Source organism: Lelliottia sp. RWM.1, from assembly GCF_016859735.1.
In the GTDB taxonomy this organism is placed as follows: Bacteria; Pseudomonadota; Gammaproteobacteria; order Enterobacterales; family Enterobacteriaceae; genus Enterobacter.
Genome location: NZ_WLVC01000144.1, coordinates 1 through 605, shown reverse-complemented (window position 1 = coordinate 605; position 605 = coordinate 1). Strand labels below are relative to the sequence as shown.

Annotated in this window: 1 protein-coding gene; it reads right to left on the bottom strand. The window is 55.5% G+C overall.

Annotated elements, in window-relative coordinates; all coding sequences use genetic code 11:
- Positions 1-62: 62 nt before the first annotated feature.
- Positions 63-605 (bottom strand): AAC(6')-Ib family aminoglycoside 6'-N-acetyltransferase (gene aac(6')-Ib, locus GF617_RS26960; protein ID WP_203452781.1); only part of this gene is annotated, 543 nt, incomplete at its 5' end.

Genomic DNA, 605 nt, shown 5'->3' with positions numbered 1-605 from the left:
AACGTTTGACATGAGGGGCGGCCAAGGGCGCCAGCCCTTGGACGTCCCCCTCGATGGAAGGGTTAGGCATCACTGCGTGTTCGCTCGAATGCCTGGCGTGTTTGAACCATGTACACGGCTGGACCATCTGGGGTGGTTACGGTACCTTGCCTCTCAAACCCCGCTTTCTCGTAGCATCGGATCGCTCGCAAGTTGCTCGGCGACGGGTCCGTTTGGATCTTGGTGACCTCGGGATCATTGAACAGCAACTCAACCAGAGCTCGAACCAGCTTGGTTCCCAAGCCTTTGCCCAGTTGTGATGCATTCGCCAGTAACTGGTCTATTCCGCGTACTCCTGGATCGGTTTCTTCTTCCCACCATCCGTCCCCGCTTCCAAGAGCAACGTACGACTGGGCATACCCAATCGGCTCTCCATTCAGCATTGCAATGTATGGAGTGACGGACTCTTGCGCTAAAACGCTTGGCAAGTACTGTTCCTGTACGTCAGCAAGTGTCGGGCGTGCTTCTTCTCCGCCCCACCACTCGACGATATGAGATCGATTTAGCCACTCATAGAGCATCGCAAGGTCATGCTCAGTCATGAGGCGCAGTGTGACGGAATCGTT